Origin of the sequence: Pseudomonas sp. NPDC087803 (assembly GCF_044742995.1) — a bacterium.
Taxonomy (GTDB): domain Bacteria; phylum Pseudomonadota; class Gammaproteobacteria; order Pseudomonadales; family Pseudomonadaceae; genus Aquipseudomonas.
The window spans coordinates 1-15,103 of record NZ_JBIUVO010000036.1 but is presented as its reverse complement, the minus strand read 5'-3'; the positions used below and the strand labels follow the sequence as shown (position 1 = coordinate 15,103).

Annotated in this window: 16 protein-coding genes; 14 read left to right on the top strand and 2 right to left on the bottom strand. The window is 62.5% G+C overall.

The window, feature by feature from the left end:
- Positions 1-135: 135 nt before the first annotated feature.
- The 4 genes from ACIOUG_RS17600 (at position 136) to ACIOUG_RS17585 (ending at position 3,304) form a co-directional block, all read left to right on the top strand.
- Positions 136-795: a transglutaminase family protein gene (locus tag ACIOUG_RS17600; RefSeq protein ID WP_401067267.1), complete on the top strand. Its 660-nt coding sequence runs from the start codon at positions 136-138 to the stop codon at positions 793-795.
- 43 nt (positions 796-838) lie between these two features.
- A complete protein-coding gene (locus tag ACIOUG_RS17595; protein ID WP_401067265.1) occupies positions 839-1,462 on the top strand; it encodes a glutathione S-transferase family protein in 624 nt (207 codons plus the stop codon).
- Between the two features lie 133 nt (positions 1,463-1,595).
- Entirely contained in the window at positions 1,596-2,528 is a 933-nt protein-coding gene (locus ACIOUG_RS17590; RefSeq protein WP_007967569.1) for an ABC transporter ATP-binding protein, read from the top strand.
- On the top strand, positions 2,525-3,304 hold the full coding sequence (locus ACIOUG_RS17585) for an ABC transporter permease (protein ID WP_003227090.1): 780 nt from the start codon (positions 2,525-2,527) through the stop codon (positions 3,302-3,304). The genes ACIOUG_RS17590 and ACIOUG_RS17585 overlap by 4 nt, the downstream gene beginning before the upstream one ends.
- Before the next feature lie 172 nt (positions 3,305-3,476).
- On the opposite strand, the gene ACIOUG_RS17580 is transcribed toward ACIOUG_RS17585, so the two are convergent.
- Positions 3,477-3,995 (bottom strand): DUF2062 domain-containing protein, encoded by a 519-nt coding sequence (locus tag ACIOUG_RS17580; RefSeq protein WP_401067262.1) that lies wholly within the window; start codon positions 3,993-3,995, stop codon positions 3,477-3,479.
- A gap of 136 nt (positions 3,996-4,131) precedes the next feature.
- On the opposite strand from ACIOUG_RS17580, the gene ACIOUG_RS17575 reads away from it, so the two are divergent.
- The 10 genes from ACIOUG_RS17575 (at position 4,132) to ACIOUG_RS17530 (ending at position 12,715) form a co-directional block, all read left to right on the top strand.
- On the top strand, positions 4,132-6,345 hold the full coding sequence (locus ACIOUG_RS17575) for a DNA internalization-related competence protein ComEC/Rec2 (protein ID WP_401067260.1): 2,214 nt from the start codon (positions 4,132-4,134) through the stop codon (positions 6,343-6,345).
- 111 nt (positions 6,346-6,456) lie between these two features.
- Positions 6,457-7,092, top strand: a complete 636-nt coding sequence (locus ACIOUG_RS17570) for a MotA/TolQ/ExbB proton channel family protein (protein ID WP_401067258.1) — start codon at positions 6,457-6,459, stop codon at positions 7,090-7,092.
- Complete coding sequence (locus ACIOUG_RS17565) at positions 7,089-7,517, top strand: biopolymer transporter ExbD (protein WP_027612340.1); 429 nt, start codon at positions 7,089-7,091, stop codon at positions 7,515-7,517. Before ACIOUG_RS17570 ends, ACIOUG_RS17565 begins: the two co-directional genes overlap by 4 nt.
- Positions 7,517-8,527, top strand: coding sequence for a tetraacyldisaccharide 4'-kinase (gene lpxK, locus ACIOUG_RS17560; RefSeq protein WP_401067256.1), 1,011 nt, complete (start codon positions 7,517-7,519; stop codon positions 8,525-8,527). Before ACIOUG_RS17565 ends, lpxK begins: the two co-directional genes overlap by 1 nt.
- A gap of 21 nt (positions 8,528-8,548) precedes the next feature.
- Positions 8,549-8,734 (top strand): Trm112 family protein, encoded by a 186-nt coding sequence (locus tag ACIOUG_RS17555; protein WP_401067254.1) that lies wholly within the window; start codon positions 8,549-8,551, stop codon positions 8,732-8,734.
- Positions 8,731-9,495 (top strand): 3-deoxy-manno-octulosonate cytidylyltransferase, encoded by a 765-nt coding sequence (kdsB, locus tag ACIOUG_RS17550; RefSeq protein WP_401067253.1) that lies wholly within the window; start codon positions 8,731-8,733, stop codon positions 9,493-9,495. The genes ACIOUG_RS17555 and kdsB overlap by 4 nt, the downstream gene beginning before the upstream one ends.
- A complete protein-coding gene (locus tag ACIOUG_RS17545; protein WP_401067251.1) occupies positions 9,495-9,959 on the top strand; it encodes a low molecular weight protein-tyrosine-phosphatase in 465 nt (154 codons plus the stop codon). The genes kdsB and ACIOUG_RS17545 overlap by 1 nt, the downstream gene beginning before the upstream one ends.
- Entirely contained in the window at positions 9,956-10,975 is a 1,020-nt protein-coding gene (murB, locus tag ACIOUG_RS17540) for a UDP-N-acetylmuramate dehydrogenase (protein ID WP_401067249.1), read from the top strand. Before ACIOUG_RS17545 ends, murB begins: the two co-directional genes overlap by 4 nt.
- A 172-nt stretch (positions 10,976-11,147) precedes the next feature.
- Positions 11,148-12,128 carry an XdhC family protein gene (locus ACIOUG_RS17535; RefSeq protein WP_401067248.1) on the top strand — a complete coding sequence of 327 codons (981 nt, stop codon included), beginning with the start codon at positions 11,148-11,150 and terminating at the stop codon, positions 12,126-12,128.
- Entirely contained in the window at positions 12,125-12,715 is a 591-nt protein-coding gene (locus tag ACIOUG_RS17530; protein ID WP_401067247.1) for a nucleotidyltransferase family protein, read from the top strand. Before ACIOUG_RS17535 ends, ACIOUG_RS17530 begins: the two co-directional genes overlap by 4 nt.
- Before the next feature lie 149 nt (positions 12,716-12,864).
- Here the strand turns inward: ACIOUG_RS17530 and ACIOUG_RS17525 are convergent.
- Positions 12,865-15,103 (bottom strand): ribonuclease E/G (locus tag ACIOUG_RS17525; protein ID WP_401067245.1); only part of this gene is annotated, 2,239 nt, incomplete at its 5' end.

Below are 15,103 nucleotides of genomic sequence, written 5' to 3'. Positions count from 1 at the left end.
CGTAGGTTCGGTGGGCAACACCCGTGGGAAATCGTTCGCCGCTTCCGCGTCTTTGCGTGCATGTTTGGCCGAAACGTCGTTATCTCTGTGCTTGAGCTGTCGCTAGACTCGGGGCTCACCCAGGAGAACATCGTCATGCGCGAGTATCTGAGTCCCGGCCGCTTCATCGATAGTGACCACCCGGCAGTGGTGGAGTTCGCCGAACAACACCGTGGGACCCGCCGCGACCCGCTCGCGCAGGCGATCGGCCTTTATTACGCCGTGCGTGAGGCGGTGCGCTACAACCCGTATACCTTCAGCCTCGATCCGCAGACCTTGTGCGGCAGTTATGCGCTGGCCACCGGGGAAAGCTATTGCGTGCCCAAGGCTACGTTGCTCGCCGGGTGTGCGCGACATTGCGGCATTCCCGCGCGCATCGGTCTGGCCGACGTCAAAAATCACCTGTCGACCCCGCGTTTGCTGGCGTTGCTGCGCAGTGATGTGTTCGCCATGCACGGCTACACCGAACTGTTTCTCAACGAGCGCTGGGTCAAGGCCACGCCAGCCTTCAATCAGCAACTCTGCGAATTGTTCAACGTCGCGCCGTTGGAATTCGACGGGATCAACGACAGTGTTTTCCACCCCTACAACCGTGACGGCGCGCTGCTGATGGAATATCTGGTCGATCACGGCCAGTTTGCCGATGTGCCGGAGCAGTTCTTCTTCGAACACCTGGAAAAGTGCTATCCGCATCTGTTCGGCGATCAACAGGCGAGGGTGCTGGGCGATATGCAGAGTGATTTGAGTCGGGTCTGATCCGGCGTATGCTGCTGGCCCACGCATTGGAAAAGAGGCGGTCATGCTGAAGATCTGGGGACGGAAAAACTCATCGAATGTCAGGAAACCCCTGTGGGCCGCCGAGGAACTGGGGCTGGCCTACGAGGCGATTGACGCCGGTGGCGCTTTCGGTGTGGTCGACACGCCGGAATATCGGGCGATGAACCCGAACGGTCGGGTACCGGTGATCGAGGATGACGGCTTCGTGCTGTGGGAATCGAATGCCATCGTGCGTTACCTGCTGGCCAGACACGCGCCGAACAGCGCCTGGTATCCGGCAGACCTGCAAGCCCGGGCCATTGCTGACAAGTGGATGGACTGGACCACCTCGAGTTTTGCCGGACCTTTCCGCACCGTGTTCTGGGGCGTGCTGCGTACGCCAGCGGACAAACAGGACTGGCCTGCGATCAACGCCGCCATCAAGGAATGCACGGCGCTGCTGGCCATGGCCGATCAGGCTCTTGCCAGCCAGCCGTACCTGTCTGGAAGCGAAATCGGCATGGGTGACATTCCCTTGGGCAGTTTCATTTATGCCTGGTTCGAAATGCCCATCGAGCGTGCCGCGCAGCCGCATCTGGAAGCCTGGTATGCACGGTTGAAGCAGCGTCCGGCGTATCAGAAAGCGGTCATGACCGCGTTGACTTGATAATAACTATCGACACACTTGACTGTACTTGTGTGGCGGCGGCAAGCACCATTGCCTTCATGCGCCGTGGTTGTTTTGTTTGCCGCCCGGCCCAATCTTTTCTTTTCCTCCCTTCTTGGTGCGTAAATCCGATATGAGTTCCGCTCTGTCCATCCGGCAGCTAACCAAAACCTACGGCAACGGGTTCCAGGCCTTGAGTGGTATCGATCTGGACGTCGCCGAAGGTGATTTTTTCGCCTTGCTCGGCCCCAACGGTGCCGGCAAATCCACGACCATCGGCATTCTCTCGACCCTGGTCAACAAGACCAGCGGCACGGTGAATATTTTCGGTCACGACCTGGACAAGAACCCCGCTGCGCTCAAGCGCTCGATCGGCGTGGTGCCCCAGGAATTCAACTTCAACCAGTTCGAAAAGACCTTCGACATCGTCGTGACCCAGGCCGGTTACTACGGCATTCCGGCGAAGATCGCCAAGGAGCGCGCCGAGCAGTACCTGACCCAGCTTGGCCTGTGGGACAAACGCGATGTGCCGTCGCGTTCGTTGTCCGGCGGCATGAAGCGCCGACTGATGATCGCCCGCGCACTGGTGCATGAGCCGCGCCTGCTGATCCTCGATGAGCCGACCGCTGGCGTCGACATCGAACTGCGTCGTTCGATGTGGACGTTCCTCACCGAGCTGAACCAGAAAGGCATCACCATCATCCTCACCACGCACTATCTGGAAGAGGCTGAGCAGCTGTGCCGCAACATCGGCATCATCGACCACGGCACCATCGTCGAGAACACCAGCATGAAACAGCTGCTGGGCCAGTTGCACGTCGAAACTTTCCTGCTGGACCTGAAAAACGACTTGCACGCGGCGCCGCAATTGCTCGGCTATCCCGCCCGGTTGCTCGACGGCCATACCCTGGAAGTCCAGGTCGACAAATCCATGGGCATCACCGCGCTGTTCACCCAGTTGGCGCAGCAGAACATCGAAGTGCTGAGCCTGCGTAACAAAACCAATCGCCTCGAGGAGCTGTTCGTGTCCCTGGTGGAGAAAAATCTGTCGAAGGTGGCGGTATGAGTTCCGAGTTCCGCCCCAACCTCGTCGCCCTCAATACCATCGTGTACCGGGAAGTCCGCCGCTTTACCCGGATCTGGCCGCAGACCTTGCTGCCGCCGGCAATCACCATGGTTCTGTATTTCGTGATCTTCGGTAACCTGATCGGCCGGCAGATCGGCGACATGGGTGGCTTCACTTACATGGAATACATCGTGCCGGGTCTGATCATGATGTCGGTGATCACCAACTCCTACGGCAACGTGGTCTCGAGTTTCTTCGGCAGCAAGTTCCAGCGCTCCATCGAGGAACTGATGGTCTCGCCGGTGTCGCCGCACACCATCCTGATCGGCTACACCGTTGGCGGCGTGCTGCGCGGCTTGATGGTCGGGGTCATCGTGACCATTTTGTCGCTGTTCTTCACCCATCTGCAGGTGCATCACCTCGGTGTGACCTTGCTGGTGGTGATCCTGACCGCGACGATCTTCTCGCTGCTGGGCTTCATCAACGCGGTGTTTGCGCGCAACTTCGATGACATCTCGATCATCCCGACGTTTGTGCTGACCCCGCTGACCTACCTCGGTGGCGTGTTCTACTCGATCACCTTGTTGCCGCCGTTCTGGCAGACCGTGTCGCTGGCCAACCCGGTGCTGCACATGGTCAACGCCTTCCGTTACGGCATTCTCGGGGTGTCGGATATCCGCATCGGTATTGCGATCACCTTCATGCTGGTGGCGACGGTGGTGTTGTATCTCGGTTGTGCGCGGTTGCTGGTGAGTGGGCGCGGGATGCGCACCTGATCGAGCGCAATATCCCTGTAGGAGCTGCCGCAGGCTGCGATCTTTTGATCTTGGTACCTAAAGTCAAAAGATCGCGGCCTGCGGCAGCTCCTACAGGTGAACCGGTCTTCCTGTGGGAGCTCGGACCCGACGGCACAAAAAAACGGCCTCCATTGCGGAGGCCGTTTTGCATTCAGCGCATGCGGTTTTTCTTGCGCCGTGCCCATTGCCGCGCCACCCACCAGCGCCAGTACAGCATCACCGTGAAGTAGGCGAGGATGCCGAGTAGCAGTCCGCATACCACCGACCCCAGCAAAAACGGCTGCCACATGGTTGAGAGCTCTCCGCTGATCCATTCCCAAGTCAACGAATCGGGCAGGGTCCGGGCGGGCACATTCATCAACCAGGCCCCGGCCTGATAAGTGCAGAAAAACACCGCCGGCATGGTGATCGGGTTGGTCAGCCACACCAGGCTCACGGCAATCGGCATATTGCCGCGCACGGTGATCGCCAGTGCGGCCGCCACGAGCATCTGCGCCGGAATCGGCAGGAACGCGGCAAACAGGCCGACCGCCATCGCCCGGGCTACCGAGTGACGATTGAGGTGCCAGAGGTTCGGGTCATGCAGCAACTTGCCGAGAAAGCGTAAGGATTTGTGTTCCCTGATGCTCGTCGGGTCGGGCATGTAGCGTTTGAATAAGCGCCGGGGCATAAGGCTTCTCGGTCGGTTAAGGCGGCAAGTATGTCTGGATTCTACGAAGCGCCCATTCAGACTTTGTGACAATTGTTGACGACGACCCGGCTGCGCGCCAGCTATGCCTAACGCAGGAACTCTCAAGGACGGGCTTATGCGCACAGGGATGATGGCGCTGGCAGTCGGTCTGCTGGTTCCGGTTTTTTTGCCGGTTTTACCGCCGGTCGGGTTGCTGATGTTGTTGCCGTTGGTGGGGCTGATGTTGCTGCCGTTTCGCAGCTATCCCTTGGCGCTTCTGTTGTTCGGTTTCACTTGGGCGTGCATCAGTGCGCAGTGGGCGTTGAATGATCGGCTGTCCGCGGCGCTTGACGGCGAAACCCGTTGGGTCGAGGGACGGGTGGTCGGCTTGCCGCAAACCAGCGAGGGCGTGGTGCGTTTCGAGCTGGCCGATGCCCGCTCGCGCCACGAGAAATTGCCGTCGTTACTGCGTCTGGCGTGGTACGCCGGGCCGCCGGTCAACAGCGGCGAGCGCTGGCGGCTGGCGGTGAAACTCAAACGACCCGGTGGTTTGCTCAATCCTGATGCCTTCGATTACGAAGCTTGGCTTCTGGCACAACGCATCGGTGCGACCGGCACGATCAAGGACGGTCAGCGCCTGGCCGAGGCCAGTTGGGCATGGCGCGACAGCATTCGGCAGCGCTTGCTTGAAGTGGACGCGCAGGGCCGGGGCGCTGCATTGGCGGCGCTGGTGCTGGGTGACGGCTCCGGGCTCAGTCGCGAGGACTGGCAGATCCTGCAGGACACCGGCACCGTGCATCTGCTGGTGATTTCCGGCCAGCACATCGGGATGCTGGCGGCGGTCATCTATCTGTTGGTCGCCGGGCTGGCGCGTTACGGCTGGTGGCCGCTGCGCTGGCCGTGGCTGCCATGGGCCTGCGGGCTGGCGTTTGCCGCGGCGCTCGGTTACGGCGTGCTCGCCGGGTTTGACGTGCCGGTGCAACGGGCCTGTGTGATGGTCGGGCTGGTGCTGTTGTGGCGTCTGCGCTTTCGCCATCTCGGCGCGTGGTGGCCGCTGTTGCTGGCATTCAATGCGCTGCTGTTGCTCGACCCGTTAGCCAGCTTGCGTCCGGGTTTGTGGCTGTCGTTCGCCGCGGTGGGGATTTTGATTTTCATCTTCGGCGGGCGACTCGGTGCGTGGAAGTGGTGGCAGACCTGGACCCGGGCGCAATGGCTGATTGCGCTGGGTCTGTGCCCGGTGCTGCTGGCGCTGAACCTGCCGATCAGCCTCAGTGGACCGGTGGCAAATCTGCTGGCGGTGCCGTGGGTCAGTCTGCTGGTGCTGCCACCGGCGCTGCTCGGCACGCTGTTGTTGCCGGTGCCTTACGTCGGTGCAGGCTTGTTGTGGCTGGCCGGTGGTTTGATCGACTGGCTGTTTCGCGGCTTGTCGGTGATCGCCGGGGCTTGGCCGGCGTGGGTCTCGCCGTCGCTGCCGTGGTGGGTCTTGTTGCTCGGCAGCCTCGGCGCCGGGTTGTTGCTGTTGCCGCGCGGGGTGCCATTGCGACCGTTGGGCTGGCCGTTGCTGTTGATTTTGCTGGCGCCGCCTCGCGAACGGGTGGCCGAGGGCCTGGCCGATGTCTGGCAGCTCGACGTCGGTCAGGGCCTGGCGATCCTGATCCGCACGCGTCATCACACTGTGCTTTACGACGCCGGTCCACGCTTCGGCGATTTCGATCTGGGGGAGCGGGTGGTGCTGCCGGCGCTGCATAAACTGGGGGTCGAGCGCATCGACCTGATGCTGCTCAGTCATGCCGACGCTGACCATGCCGGTGGTGCGCTGGCGGTATCGCGGGGCCTGAAAGTGACGCGGGTGATCAGCGGCGATCCGCTGGGAATACCCGCGATACTGCGCGCCGAGGCCTGTGAAAGCGGGCGCCAATGGCAGTGGGACGGCGTCGCTTTTCAACTGTGGCAATGGTCGGCGGCCGGTGACAGCAATCAGCGCTCCTGTGTGCTGCAGATCGAGGCCAATGGCGAGCGTCTGCTGCTGACCGGCGATATCGACACGGCTGCGGAACAGGTGCTGCTCGATAGTCCGTTGGCGGTGCCGACGCACTGGCTGCAAGCGCCGCATCATGGCAGCCGCAGTTCCTCTTCGATGGCGCTGCTTCGGGCCTTGAAGCCGCATTCGGTGCTGATCTCCCGAGGGCAGGGCAACTCGTTCGGTCATCCGCACCCACTGGTACTGGCGCGTTATCGCCAGCAGGGGCTGCGCATCTATGACAGCGCACAGCATGGCGCCCTTCATCTGCAACTGGGCCGTTTTCAGCCGCCATGGGCGATGCGTCAACAACGGCGTTTCTGGCGCTGAAACACCATTGATCGCGGGATCGCCGAATGCGGCATCAGGTCGTCGGGGCGGCGGGTCTTAATCGCGAACCGGTATGGTAAAGTGGCGCACTTTTTCGAGGGGACTGTCACTGTGTGGGAATTGGTCAAATCCGGCGGCTGGATGATGTTGCCGATCATTCTGAGTTCCATCGCGGCCATGGCGATTGTCGCCGAGCGCCTGTGGACCCTGCGCGCCAGCCGCGTCACCCCCGAGCATCTGCTGGGCCAGGTCTGGGTCTGGATCAAGGACAAACAGCTCAATAAAGAAAAGCTCAAGGAATTGCGCGCCAACTCGCCGCTGGGTGAAATCCTCGCTGCGGGCCTGGCCAACTCCAAGCATGGTCGCGAGATCATGAAGGAATGCATCGAAGAAGCCGCGGCGCGGGTGATTCACGAGCTTGAACGCTACGTCAACGCGCTGGGCACGATTGCCGCCATGTCGCCGTTGCTGGGCCTGTTGGGCACGGTACTGGGCATGATCGACATTTTCAGCGCCTTCACCGGTTCCGGCATGACCACCAATGCTTCGGTCTTGGCCGGCGGTATTTCCAAGGCGCTGATCACCACGGCGGCGGGCCTGATGGTCGGTATTCCGTCGGTGTTCTTCCACCGTTTCCTGCAACGCCGCATCGACGGACTGGTGGTGGGCATGGAGCAGGAAGCGATCAAACTGGTCGAAGTGGTGCAGGGCGACCGTGACGTCGATCTGGCCGGGGACAAAGCGTGAAATTCCGTCGCAAGCCTCGGGAAACGATCGACATCAACCTCGCGTCGCTGATCGACGTGGTGTTCATCCTGTTGCTGTTTTTCGTCGTGACCACCACCTTCACCCGCGAGACCCAGTTGCGCGTCGATCTGCCGGAGTCGGTCAGCGGTTCGCCCGCCGAAGACCAGCAGCTCAAGCAACTGGATGTCGCAATCAGCGCCGAAGGTGTGTTCTCGGTGAACAACAAGATTCTGCCGAAAAACGACCTGGCGACGCTGATGGAAGCCATGCAGAAAGAAGCCAACGGTGACACCAATATGCCGTTGTCGATCAGCGCCGACGGCAAGACCCAACACCAATCGGTGATCACCGCCATGGACGCGGCCGGCAAGCTCGGTTTCAGCCATCTGCGCATGACCACGGTCGAGGCGGCGCCCAAATCCTGATGAGCCTGTCCGATCGTTTGCTCGCCGCGTGGTATCAGGGGCATCCGGCCCTGACGCTGCTGCGGCCGCTGGAAATGCTCTACCGCCGCGTGGTGGTCAACAAGCGTCAGCGCTTTCTCGACGGTGAAGGCCAGATCTATCAGCCACCGGTGCCGTTGATCGTGGTCGGCAACATCACGGTCGGCGGCACTGGCAAGACGCCGATGATTCTGTGGCTGATCGACCATTGCCGACGCGCCGGTCTGCGGGTTGGTGTGGTCAGTCGCGGTTACGGCGCCAAGCCGCCGCAACTGCCGTGGCGGGTCACCGCCGAGCAGAGCGCCGAGATCGCCGGCGACGAGCCGCTGTTGATCGTGCAGCGCACCGGTGTGCCGTTGATGATCGACCCTGATCGCAGCGCGGCGGTCAAAGCCCTGCTTGCCAGCGAACCGCTGGATCTGATCCTCTCCGACGACGGCATGCAGCATTACCGCTTGGCGCGGGATCTGGAGCTGGTGCTGATCGACGCCGCCCGGGGTTTGGGCAACAAACGCTGCCTGCCGGCCGGTCCGTTGCGCGAGCCGATCGAGCGCCTGCAAAGCGTCGATGGCGTGCTGTTCAACGGTGCCACTGCAGATCGTGAAGACGGTTTTGCCTTTCACCTGCAACCGACGGCGCTGGTCAATCTGCGCAGCGGCGAGCGCAAGCCGCTGGCGCATTTTTCGCCCGGTCAATCGCTGCACGCGGTGGCCGGGATCGGCAATCCGCGACGTTTCTTCAATACCCTCGAAGCGCTAGACTGGCGAGCAGTCCCCCATGCGTTTGCCGACCACGCCGAATACAGCGTGCAGGCCTTGAATTTCACACCGTCATTGCCATTGGTGATGACCGAAAAGGACGCGGTGAAGTGCCGTGCCTTCGCAGCCGACGACTGGTGGTATCTGGCGGTCGATGCCGTGCCGTCACCGGCCTTCGTGGCCTGGTTCGACACCCAGCTGATGCGCCTGTTGCCCGATCGTCTTTTGCCTTAACTCTTTATCCAGGGAATGTTCATGGACACCAAATTGCTCGATATCCTCGCGTGCCCGATCTGCAAAGGCCCGCTCAAGCTCGGCGCCGACAAGACCGAACTGATCAGCAAGGGCGCCGGTCTGGCCTATCCGATCCGTGACGGCATCCCGGTGATGCTCGAAAGCGAAGCGCGCACCCTGACCACTGACGAGCGTCTGGATAAATGACCACTGCGTTCACCGTTGTCATCCCGTCGCGTTACGCCTCGACCCGTCTGCCGGGCAAACCGCTGCTGGACATCGCCGGCAAGCCGATGATCCAGCACGTCTGGGAACAGGCGAGCAAAAGCAGCGCCAGCCGTGTGGTGGTCGCGACCGACGATGCGCGCATCGTCGAGGCCTGCAAGGCGTTCGGCGCGGAAGTGGTGCTGACCCGTGAAGACCACAACTCCGGCACCGATCGTCTGGCGGAAGTAGCCGCCAAGCTGGGCCTTGCGCCGGACGCGATCGTGGTCAACGTGCAGGGTGACGAGCCGCTGATTCCGCCGAGCGTGATCGATCAGGTCGCCGCCAACCTCGCGGCCCACACCGAGGCGCGCATGGCCACTTTGGCCGAGCCGATCGAGGATGTGGAAACCCTGTTCAACCCGAACGTGGTCAAGGTCGTCAGCGACCTCAACGGTCTGGCGCTGACCTTCAGCCGCGCCACCTTGCCGTGGGCCCGTGATGCGTTCGCCAAGACTCGTGAGCAGTTGCCGGAAGGCGTGCCTTACCGTCGTCACATCGGCATTTATGCCTACCGCGCCGGGTTTCTTCAGGACTTCGTGAGCTGGGGCCCGTGCTGGCTGGAAAACACCGAATCCCTCGAACAGTTGCGTGCCCTGTGGCACGGCGTGCGAATTCATGTCGCCGATGCGTTGATTGCGCCGCCGACCGGGGTCGACACTGTTGAAGACCTCGAGCGCGTTCGTCGCCTGCTGGAGGCCTGATGCGCGTTCTGTTCGTGTGCCTGGGCAACATTTGCCGCTCGCCCACCGCTGAAGGCGTGTTGCGCCGCAAACTGCGCGCAGCGGGGCTGGCGGATCAGGTCGAAGTGGCCTCCGCCGGCACCGGTGACTGGCACGTCGGCAATCCGCCGGACAAGCGCAGCCAGGCCGCGGCCAAAGTGCGTGGTTATGACCTGTCGGCGCAACGTGCGCAGCAGGTCAGCCGTGCCGATTTCGCCAGTTACGACCTGATTCTGGCCATGGACAACAGCAACTTGCGCAACCTCAAGGCACTGCAACCGTCCACCGGCAAGGCCGAGCTGGACCTGTTCCTGCGCCGTTATGCCGGGGTGGTCGATGAAGTGCCGGATCCGTATTACGACGGCGATCAGGGTTTCGAGCAGGTGCTGGATTTGATCGAAGCGGCTTGTGACCAACTGTTGATCGAAGTGAAGGGCCGGTTATGAGTTTGCAGGTGCAACCCCAGGTTTCGCTGAAGCCGTTCAACAGTTTTGGCGTGGATGTGCGCGCGCAGTTGTTCGCCGAGGCCCACAGCGATGCCGACGTGCGCGAAGCCTTGGCCTATGCGACTGCCCATGACCTGCCAGTGCTGGTGATCGGCGGCGGCAGCAACCTGCTGCTGACCGCAGACATTCCGGCGCTGGTGCTGCGCATGGCCAGTCGTGGCATTCGGCTGATCAGCGATGACGGCAGCCGCGTGGTGATCGAAGCCGAAGCTGGCGAGCCGTGGCATCCGTTCGTGCAACACACCTTGGCGCTGGGTTTTTCCGGTCTGGAAAACCTCAGTCTGATTCCCGGCACCGTTGGCGCGGCGCCGATGCAAAACATCGGTGCCTACGGCGTCGAGATCAAGGATGTGTTCGCCGGGCTGACCGCGCTGGATCGCCAGACCGGCGAGCTGCGCGACTTCAGCCTGCAAGAGTGCAACTTCGCCTACCGCGACAGCCTGTTCAAGCAGCAGCCGGGGCGTTGGCTGATCCTGCGTGTGCGCTTCAAACTTGATCGTGTCGCGCATCTGCATCTGGAATATGGCCCGGTGCGTCAGCGCCTGACCGAGCAGGGCATCGAGCAACCGACGCCAAGCGATGTCAGCCGCGCGATCTGCAGTATCCGCAGCGAAAAACTGCCGGATCCGGCGGTGCTCGGCAATGCCGGCAGTTTCTTCAAGAATCCGCTGGTGTCGGCCGAGCTGGTCGAACAGATCAAGGCGCAGCACCCGGATCTGGTGGCTTACGCACAAGCGGACGGGCAGATGAAACTGGCCGCCGGCTGGTTGATCGAGCGCGCTGGCTGGAAAGGTTTCCGCGAGGCCGATGCCGGCGTGCATAAATTGCAGGCGCTGGTGCTGGTCAACTACGGCTCCGCGACCGGCCTGCAATTGCTCGATCTGGCGCAACGCATCCAGAAAGATATCGCCGAGCGTTTCAATGTCGAGCTGGAAATGGAGCCCAACCGCTATTGAGGCTACGCTTTCAAGCAGCACCCCGAGCCCTGCATGAATAGAATATGCAGGGCTTTTTTGTTGATCGCGGGGTTGGCGTAAACCGCCGACCATAACCGAAACCCTCTGCGGGTGAACCCATGATTACCCTGACTCTTCAGGTCTGGCACTCTCGACAGCAGGTACCGGCCTGATGGACAGCGCCGATCTCGACGTCCTGCGCAGCGTGCTCGAATGGCGCCGCGCCGGGCAGCGGGTGGTGCTGTTCAGCGTGGTGCAGACTTGGGGCACCGCGCCCCGGGCACCCGGTGCGATGCTCGCGTTGCGCGAGGACGGCGTGGTGATCGGCTCGGTGTCGGGCGGTTGTGTCGAGGATGACTTGATTGCCCGCCTGCACGACGGGCGCATCGCCAGCGACGGCCCGCCGGTACAACTGATTACCTATGGCGTTACTCGGGAGGAGGCCGCGCGTTTCGGCCTGCCCTGTGGCGGCACGCTGCGCCTGACCGAGGAGCGGGTGGCTGATCCGGCGTGGGTCGCTGAATTGCTCGCGCGCTGTGAGGCCCATGAAATTGTCGCCCGCGAGCTGAACATCGAAACCGGTGAGGTTGTGCTGTCGGCGGCGAGCAAATCCGATGTACTGGCGTTCGACGGCAAGACCCTGCGCGCCATTTATGGCCCACGCTGGCGCCTGCTGCTGATCGGCGCCGGGCAGCTGTCGCGTTATGTCGCCGATATGGCGCGGCTGCTGGATTTCGAAGTGCTGATCTGCGATCCGCGTACCGAGTTCGTCTACGGCTGGGAAGAGCACCACGGGCGGTTTGTTCCGGGCATGCCGGATGACGCGGTGTTGAGCATTCAGACGGACGAACGCACGGCCATCGTCGCCTTGACCCACGATCCACGTCTGGATGATATGGCGCTGCTCACTGCGCTCGATTCACCCGCGTTTTATGTCGGTGCACTCGGTTCGCGGGTCAACAGTCAGAAGCGCCGGGACAATCTGGCTCAGCTAGGCTTGTCACCCGAGGCGATCAAGCGGTTGCACGGGCCGATTGGCTTGCACATTGGCAGCCATTCACCGGCGGAGATTGCCCTGTCATTGTTGGCGGAGATTGTGGCGATCAAGAACGGCGTCGAGTTGAAACAGAAGAAAATCGTGGAGGGCACATGAGTCGATCCATCGCAGTAATCGTGCTGGCGGCGGGCGAGGGCAGTCGCTTTCGAGAGATCGCGGGTGCGGACAAGGACAAGCTGCTGGCCGATTGCAGCGGGCGTGATGGCGCGTTGCGTTCGGTGATCGAGCAGGTGCTGGTGAATCTGCCGGCCAGTCTCGACAAGCGAGTGCTGGTCACCACCGAGGCGCGACCGCAGGCGATGCGTATGGCGCAGGCCTATGGCTGTGAGGTGGTCTCGATTGAATCGAGCGGGATGGGGGACAGCATTGCAGCGGGCGTTGCGGCTTGCCCGGAGGCGGATGGCTGGTTGATTGTGCTCGGGGACATGCCGTTTATCCTGCCGTCGAGTATTCAGCGGGTGGCGTCGGCGATGACCGACGACGCCGTGAGCGTGCCGGTACAGGATGGCGAGTTTGGGCATCCGGTGGGGTTCGGGCGATCGTTCGGGCCGGCGTTGCAGGCGTTGAGCGGTGATCGCGGAGCCAGGCCGTTGTTCAAGCAGGGGCGGGTGGTGGAAGTGGTGGTGGATGATCCCGGGGTGTTGTGGGATATCGATGTGCCTGAGGCGTTGGTGTTCAAATAAAGGCCAGATCAAAAGATCGCAGCCTTCGGCAGCTCCTACATAGGTCTCCTGTAGGAGCTGCCGAAGGCTGCGATCTTTTGATCTTCCAAATGGAATAAAAAAGCCCCGCCAGGTTTTCACCGGGCGGGGCTTTTTAACGGCTTCGGAAATTACACGAGCGGTTTAGGCTCGTGTTCTTTTTCCTGGGCCTCTTGGTGATGCTCGACCGCGTCCTGAACGGAGCGTGGTGCTTCGGCGATGACCGACTCAACCACCGCTTCTTCAGTCACGACAGCAGCAACTTCGACCACTTCAGCAGCCGGAGCAGCAGCGGCAGCCAGTTCGGCTTCCTTCTGCAGGCGCTCGGCTTCACGCTTGCGGCGACGCACTTCACGCGGGTCGTTCGGCGCGCGGCCATTGGCGGTCAGGGCGCTGGCGGGTGCGGCTTCAACCACTGGAGCAGGTGCTTCAGCAACAACAGGCGCTTCGATCACCGGTGCTTCAACGACTGGCGCTGGAGCAGGTTCAGCGGCTTCAACCACTGGCGCGGCAGCTTTGGTTTCCTCAACCACCGGGGCTTCTACTGCTGGCGCTGGAGTTTCAGCGACGGCAGGCTCGGCAACCCAGTTGAAGGCGGTCTGTTCTTCACGAACTTCGCGCACGGTTTCGGTCACGGTTTCAGCGACGGTTTCAACCACTGGCTCTGCGGCCACGACGGGTGCTTCGACAACCGGGGCAGGCTCGGCAGCGACTTCAACCTGAGGCTGAGCTTCGCGAACCGGGGCGATTTCGACTTCCGGAGCCGCAACCACTTCCACCGGGGTAGTGGCTTCAACGACCGGCGCTTCTGCTGGAGCAGTTTCCAGGGTGGCGGCGGTGGCGCGTTCAGCTTGCTCGTGAGCCTGGGCTTCGGCTGGAGCGCTGATCACGCTGCTGGCAACAGCGGCGGTCACGGCCAGGCCGGCAGCCAGATCGGCAGCGTTTGGTGCCTCAGCGTTTTCGCCGGACTCGGACTCTTCCGAACCTTCGATCACGTTGCCGTTGGCATCACGCTGACGCTCGCGACGGTTGCTGCGACGACGCTGACCACGGGAGCGACGACGTGGACGATCGCCTTCGGCGCTGTCCTGACCGTCTTCCGCCAGTTGCTCTTCACCGGTGAGCACTTCTTCTTCGGCTACCGCAGCAGCCTGTTCGGCACGCGGTTGACGCTCTTCACGCGGTGGGCGTGGGGCGCGTTCTTCGCGTGGCTGACGGGCCGGACGTTCTTCTGCGACAACAGCGGCAGCGGCAGCCGCTACGGGTGCAGCCGGAGCGGCGTCCAGTGGCTCGCGCAGTTCGCGGACACGCTCTTCACGCTCGCCACGTGGCTTGCGGTCTTCACGTGGCGCACGCGGTGCACGTTCTTCACGCGGAGCGCGTGGAGCGCGTTCTTCGCGAGCGGCTGGCGCCTCGGTGCGGGCTTCACGCGGCTCGCGGACTTCACGGGCTTCACGTGGCTGACGCTCTTCACGCGGCTCGCGTGGGGCGCGTTCTTCACGCGGTGCACGTTCTTCGCGCGGCTTGCGCTCTTCATCGCGGCGACCGTTACGGTTGCGGCTCTGCTGACGACCGTTGCGACGCTCTTCGTTGCGGGCTGGACGCTCGGTGGCCGGTTTTTCAACGACAACCGGAGCGGCTGGCTCTTCTTTGGTCGCGAACAGGCTGACCAGCGACTTCACCAGACCCTTGAACAGGCTTGGCTCTGGCGCGGCAACCGGAGCCGGTGCAGCAGCGGCAGGCGCGGCGACTTCGGTTGGCACCGGAGCGTTGGCGCGGGCCGGAGCAGTCTTGACCGCGGCTTCCTGGCGAACCAGGGTGCGGGTCGCAGCGGCTGGCTGGACTTCTTCGACTTCGGCAGCGGCAGCAGCGATTTCGTAGCTGGACTGGTTGGTCGCGGCTTCCGGGCTGTCGTCACGCAGACGCTGAACTTCGAAGTGCGGCGTTTCGAGGTGATCGTTCGGCAGGATGACGATACGGGCGCGGGTGCGCAGTTCGATCTTGGTGATCGAGTTGCGTTTTTCGTTGAGCAGGAACGCGGCGACCGGGATCGGCACCTGAGCGCGCACTTCGGCAGTGCGGTCTTTCAGGGCTTCTTCTTCGATCAGGCGCAGGATTGCCAGCGACAGCGATTCGACGTCACGGATGATGCCGGTGCCGTTGCAGCGTGGGCAGACGATGCCGCTGCTCTCGCCCAGCGATGGACGCAGGCGCTGGCGGGACATTTCCAGCAGGCCGAAGCGCGAGATGCGGCCGATCTGCACGCGAGCGCGGTCGGCTTCCAGGCATTCGCGGACTTTCTCTTCCACGGCGCGCTGGTTCTTGGCAGGGGTCATGTCGATGAAGAGAAAGTCCGCGAATGCCTGGAAG